At 72.7% G+C, this 5,967-nt stretch carries 5 protein-coding genes; all 5 read right to left on the reverse strand.

Translation table 11 applies throughout. The features are described from left to right. The coding region (locus AC07VI_RS29220; protein WP_494808842.1) for a glycosyltransferase family 4 protein at nucleotides 1-977 on the reverse strand (977 nt) is incomplete at its 3' end. Continuing rightward, nucleotides 974-2,215, reverse strand: a complete 1,242-nt coding sequence (locus AC07VI_RS29225) for a TIGR04063 family PEP-CTERM/XrtA system glycosyltransferase (RefSeq protein WP_086148507.1) — start codon at nucleotides 2,213-2,215, stop codon at nucleotides 974-976. The genes AC07VI_RS29225 and AC07VI_RS29220, both read right to left, overlap by 4 nt. A 3-nt stretch (nucleotides 2,216-2,218) precedes the next feature. After that, the gene (locus AC07VI_RS29230) at nucleotides 2,219-4,159 is read right to left on the reverse strand and encodes an XrtA/PEP-CTERM system amidotransferase (RefSeq protein WP_099420543.1); all 1,941 of its coding nucleotides are present in this window, start codon (nucleotides 4,157-4,159) and stop codon (nucleotides 2,219-2,221) included. Nucleotides 4,160-4,169: 10 nt separating this feature from the next. Then, nucleotides 4,170-5,372, reverse strand: a complete 1,203-nt coding sequence (locus AC07VI_RS29235) for a TIGR03088 family PEP-CTERM/XrtA system glycosyltransferase (RefSeq protein ID WP_492994065.1) — start codon at nucleotides 5,370-5,372, stop codon at nucleotides 4,170-4,172. Next, a partial coding sequence (locus tag AC07VI_RS29240; protein WP_494808843.1) for an exosortase C-terminal domain/associated protein EpsI occupies nucleotides 5,362-5,967 on the reverse strand: 606 nt, incomplete at its 5' end. The genes AC07VI_RS29235 and AC07VI_RS29240, both read right to left, overlap by 11 nt.

Below are 5,967 nucleotides of genomic sequence, written 5' to 3' on the forward strand. Positions count from 1 at the left end.
TCGCGCAGCAGGGCGACGATGGCCTGCGCCATGGCCGGCGCGTCGCCGGGCGGCACCAGCAGCGCCGTCCTGTCGTGCTGCAGCAGGGCGGGGATGCCGCCCACATTCGTGCTGACGACGGGCACGCCGCAAGCCAGCGCCTCGAGCACGGAATTGGGCATGTTGTCGGCCAGGCTGGGGTTGAGCACGATGTCGCTGGCCTGGTACAGGGCCGGCATGGCGGCGTTGTCGACGGGGCCGGCGAAGCGCACGCCATCGTGCACGCCGAGCGACCTGGCCAGCCGCGCCAGCGCCGCGCGCTGCGGCCCGCCGCCGGCCAGCACCAGGCGCGCCGCCGGATACGCCTGGCGCACGAGGGCGAAGGCGCGCACGGCGCTGGCGTTGTCGTACAGGGCTTCCAGGTGGCGCGCGACGAGGATGCGCGGCCCGCCCGCCGGCGCCGCCTCTGCCGCGGCTGCGGCGGGCGCAAAGCGGGCCAGGTCCACCACGTTGGGCACGATGTGTGCCGTGAGCCCGTGCTGCTCGAAGAGGCGGGCCAGGAAGGCCGAGGGCACGACGATGGCGCTGGCGCGGCGCAGGCTGAGCGACACCAGGCGCGGCGCGCGGGCGAAAAAGGCTGCCGCCTCGCCGCCCCGGTAGTTGAGCAGGGCCGGCTTGCCTTTCAGGCTGGCGATCCACAGCGCGGGCGCGGCCTGCAGATGCCAGGACCAGCCGGAATTGGCCATGATGTGGAACAGGTCGACCGTATTGGCGGCGCGCGACAGCCGCCACAGGTGCACCGGCAGGCGCAGCGCGGCGCGCAGGTAGCGGATGCGCGCCAGCCAGGGCGGCAGCACGGGGCCGTTGACGGCCAGCAGCTGCACCTGCGCGCCTTCGGCATGCAGCAGCGCCGCCAGCTGCCGCGTCTGGTTAGCCATGCCGCCGGCCGGCGGCGGCATGGGACCGACCAGAGCGATGCGCAGGCCGGACAGCTTCATGGCCGCATTTCCTGCGGCAGGTCCGGCGATCCGGCCGGCGCCGTCACGCGCGCATATACGTGCGCATAACGGGCCACGCTGGCGGCCCAGCTGCGCTCCGTTTCCACGAAGGCGCGCGCCTGGCGCCGCAGCGGCGTCCAGCTGTCGGGCGCCAGCAGCAGGGTCAGCACCGTCTGCGCCAGCGCGCCGGCGTCACCGGCGCGAAACAGCAGGCCCGTTTCGCCATGGGCCACCAGTTCGCGGTGGCCGCCCACGTCGGACGCCACCACGAGCCGGCCCTGCGCCATCGCCTCGAGCGGTTTTAATGGCGTCACCAGCTCCGTCAGGCGCATGGGCAGGCGCGGGTAGACGCAGATGTCGAGCAGCTGGTAGTACGCGGCCACCTGCGCATGGGGCACGCGGCCGGCGAAGACGACGGCGCCATCGACGCCCAGCTGCGCCGCCAGCGCGCGCAGCGCCGCTTCCTGCGGGCCGCCGCCGGCCAGCAGCAGGCGCAGGGCCGGCTGCGCGGCCAGCATGCGCGGCATGGCCTGCAGCAGCAGGGCCAGGCCCTCGTAGGCGTAGAACGAGCCGATGAAGCCGATCACCAGGTGGCCGTACAGGCCCAGTTTATGCGCCAGCCAGTGGTCTTCGGGCGCGGTGGTGCTGAAGGCGCCCGCATCGACGGCGTTCGGGATCACGGTGATCTTATGCGCGGGCACGCCGCGCGCGCGCAGTTCGCGGCGCAAGCCTTCGCAGATGGTGGTGACGGCGTCGGCGCGGCGCAGCGCGTGGTTTTCCAGCGCCCGCGTGAGCCGGTAGCGCAAGCCGCCGGGCCGGCTGCTGCCATGGTCGGCGGCCGCGTCTTCCCAGAAGGCCCGCACTTCGTACACGACGGGGATGCCCAAGGCGCGGCCCGCATTCAGGGCGGCGATGGCGTTCAGGGCGGGCGAATGCGCGTGCAGGATGTCGGGCCTGAGCCGCCGCGCCAGCCGGCGCAGGCGCACGGCCAGTCCCACGATGACGGCCGCCTGGCGCAGCACGGGCAGGCGCGCCCACCAGCGGCGGCTGGGCGCCGTGCGGTAGAAATGCCAGCCGTCGACCAGCTGCTGCGCGCCCTCGGACGGCCCCTGCTTGGCGCCCGTCAGCTGCACGGTGTGCCAGCCCAGCGCCCGCTGCTGCCGCAGGATGGCCAGCGTGCGGAAGCTGTAGCCGCTGTGCAGCGGCAGCGAATGGTCGAGGATGTGCAGGATGCGCATGGCCTATCCTATCGTCGCCAGGGGCGCCGGCGCGGGCGAAGGCTGCGCGCCGGCCGGCAGCACCTGGCGCAAAAAGGCGTCGAACATCAGGAGCGACCAGAGCGGCGCGCTGTAGTCGCGCCGCCCGGACGCATGCTGCTCGAGCAGCTGGCGCACATAGTCCATGTCGAACAGACCGCACTGCGCCAGCGTGGGACCCAGCAGCCGCTGCTGCAGGCGCTGGCGCAGCGGCCCGCGCAGCCAGGCGGCCAGCGGCACGGAAAAGCCCATCTTGCGGCGGTACAGCAGTTCGTCGGGCAGCAGCGGACGCAGGGCCTTCTTCAGCAGGTATTTGCCTACGCCGCGGCGCAGTTTCAGCTGCGGCGGCAGGCCGGACATCCACGCCACCAGTTCATGGTCCAGCAGCGGCGAGCGCACTTCCAGCGCGTGGGCCATGCTGGCCCGGTCCACCTTGGTCAGGATGTCGCCGGGCAGGTAGGTCTTCAGGTCGAGGTACTGCACCTGCGACAGCGGATCCTGCGCAGGGCTGGCCAGCGCGTGGCGGCGCAGCACTTCGACGGCCCGGTAGCCTTGCAGGCTGCGCCGCAGCTCGGGGCTGAACAGGCGCGCGCGCATGGCGTCGCCCAGCAGGCTGACGCCGTGAAAATACGCGTCCGTCGTGTCGCGCGCCAGGCCTTCGAAGGTGGTCCTGGCGCGCAGGAAGCGCGGCGCCCGGTCGGCCTTCGGATACCAGCGCCCGAGGGCGCCGAACAGCGACTGGCGCAGGCCCGCCGGCAGCAGGCCCCTGAGCTTTTCCTCGCGCGTGTGCAGGCGGTAGCGCCGGTAGCCGGCCATGCTTTCATCGCCGCCGTCGCCGGACAGGGCCACCGTGACCCGCTGGCGCGCCAGCTGGCACACGCGGTAGGTCGGCATGGCGGAACTGTCGGCGAACGGTTCGTCGTACAGATTGGCCAGCAGGTCGATCAGCTCGAAATCGTCCTGCGCCACCTGGCGCGCGTGGTGCAAGGTGCCGTAGCGGCGCGCCACCAGGTCGGCGTAGCGCGCCTCGTCGTAGGCCGGGTCGCCGAACGAGATCGAGCAGGTATTGACGGGCGCGGCGCTGGCGCCGGCCATCAGCGCCACGACGGCGCTCGAATCGACGCCGCCGGAGAGAAAGGCCCCCAGCGGCACTTCGGCCACCATGCGGATGCGCACGGCCTCGCGCAGGCGCGCCAGCAGTTCGTCGGCCAGCTGCGCCTCGCCCGCCGCGGCATGCGGCGTGAACGGAATGTCCCAGTAGGGCCGCGGCGCGGGCAGCGGCCGGCCGGCGCGGATCGAGAGGGTATGCCCGGGCGGCAGCTTGCGCGCCTGGCGGAAGATGCTGCGCGGCTCGGGCACGTAGCCGTAGGCGAAATACTCTTCCACGGCCAGCGGATCGAGGTCGCGCGGCATGGCCGGATGCGTGAGCAGGGCTTTCAGTTCGGAGCCGAACAGCAGGGTGCCGTCGTCCGCCTCGCCGTAATACAGGGGTTTCACGCCCAGGCGGTCGCGCGCCAGGAACAGCAGGTGGCGGCGGCGGTCCCACAGGGCGAAGGCGAACATGCCGCGCAGGCGCTGCACGCACTGTTCCCCCCATTGCTCCCAGGCGTGGACGATGACTTCCGTGTCGCTGCTGGTGCGGAAGGCGTGGCCGAACTGGCGCAGCTCGGCCATCAGGCTGCGGTAGTTGTAGATTTCGCCATTGAAGACGATGGCGATGCTGCGGTCGGCGTTGAACAGCGGCTGCTGGCCGCTGGCCAGGTCGATGACGGACAGGCGCCGGTGCGCCAGTCCCAGTCCCGGTTCGCGGTGCAAGCCCCCTTCATCGGGGCCGCGGTGGCGCAGGCTGTGGTTCATGCGCGCCAGCAGGGCAGGATCGATGTCGCGCTGGCCCTGCAGGTCGAAGATGCCGCTGATGCCGCACATGGGATGCCTTTCAGGGATAGGTGGACAGGGGCGAAGGCTGCGGCGCGCCCGTCAGCCGGTCGTACACGGCCAGGTAGGCGCCGGCCATGGCGGGCAGGCTGTGTTCGGCCAGCACCAGGCGCCGCCCGCGCGCGCCGTGGCGGGGACCGAGCTCCGGCATGCTGTAGTAGTCGAGCATGGCGTCGGCCAGCATGTCGGGCGAGCCGGGCGGCACCAGGGTGCCGTTCCAGCCCGACTGCACCAGTTCCACATTGCCGCCCACCTGGGTGGCGACGATGGGCAGCCCCGTCGCCATGGCTTCGAGGATGGTGTTCGAGCTGCCTTCGGCCAGCGACGGCAGCACGAACAGGTCCATGGCCCGCAGCAGCTGGGCCACGTCGTCGCGCGCGCCGGGCAGCCAGGCCAGGTGGGCCGCGCCGGCCTGCTGCAGCAGGGTCAGGCAAGCCTGGCGGCAGGGGCCGTCGCCGACGAGGATCAGCCGCAGGCGCGCGTGGGCGCCGGGCTGGGCCAGCAGGAGCAGGAAGGCCTGCACCAGCGACGCATGATCCTTGACGGCCGCCATGCGGCCCACGCTGCCGATGACGAAGGCGCCGTTGCGCAGGAAGCCGGGCGGGCCGACGGCCGCCGTCGGCCCCAGGCGCGGGTGGAAATGCACGCTGTCGACGCCGTTGCCGATATGCGTGACGCGCTCGGGCGCGGCGCCGATGACGTCCACCAGCCATTGCCCCAGGTCGGCGCTGACGGCGATGAAGTGGTGCACGAAGGGCAGCATGCATTTGCGCAGCAGCCGGTATTTGCGGCTGGTGCCGTGCAGGTCGCTGATGTCGCGCCCGTGTTCGCCATGCACGCGCAGGCGCACGCCGGCCAGCCAGGCCAGCAGCTGGGCTTCGATGCAGCCCAGGTTGCGCGTGTGCACCATGGCTGGCTGCAGCCGCTTGAACACGCGGTACAGGCGCGCGTAGTGGCGCCAGTCCTTGCCTTCGCGCTTGTCCAGGCTGATCACTTCCACGCCGGGCGCCGTCAGCCGCTGGCGGAACGCCGTGGCGTTCTTCAGGCAGACGATGGCGTGGCGGTAGCGCTCGGGCGGCAGGTGGTTGAGCAGGTTCACGAGGCCGTTCTCCAGGCCGCCCACGTCGAGCTGGTGGATCACGTGCACGATCAGGGGCCGGGCGTCGCCGCCCGCCGCGTGGCCGTTGGGCAGCTCAGGCGCCATGGGGCGGCTCCTGCAGGCGGCGCACGATGGCCGGCAGCGCGGCGCGCAAAAACGCTTGCAGCGCCGCGCGCGGCGGCGGCGCCAGCTCGTCGTAGGCGGCCATGACGATGATTTCCGCGCCATCCTGGCGCGTGCCCAGCAGCTTGGCTTGCGCCAGCAACAGTTTCACGAGGACGGGTTCTGCCGTGGCGACGCCGCCCTGGCGGTAGAAGCGCCAGACGAGCAGCCGTTCGCCGCCGTGCGCCAGCACGCTTTCGCGCACGGCCAGCGGCCCGCCCGCCAGCGCGATGCGCCGCGGGCCGTGCGCCAGCGCCACCCAGCGCGTGCCGTACGGCAGGTTCTGGTGGGCCAGCAGTTCGGCGTCGCGCGACTGGCGCGCATACCAGGCCAGCTGCAGGTCCACCTGCGCGCCGTCGCCGTGGCGCGCATACGTGGCCGCATACCGGGCGGGCGTGCCCGCATGGGGCGCGCGCCATGCGGGCTGCGCGCCGGGCAGGCGGCGCCAGGCGGGCGGATCGGGCAGGGCCAGGAGCATGGCCGGGGCGGCGCCGCCGTCGCCGCGGTGGCTGGCCAGCGCCAGGGCCGGCCACAGCGC

The sequence above is a fragment of the Janthinobacterium sp. GW821-FHT03A03 genome, assembly GCF_059421435.1.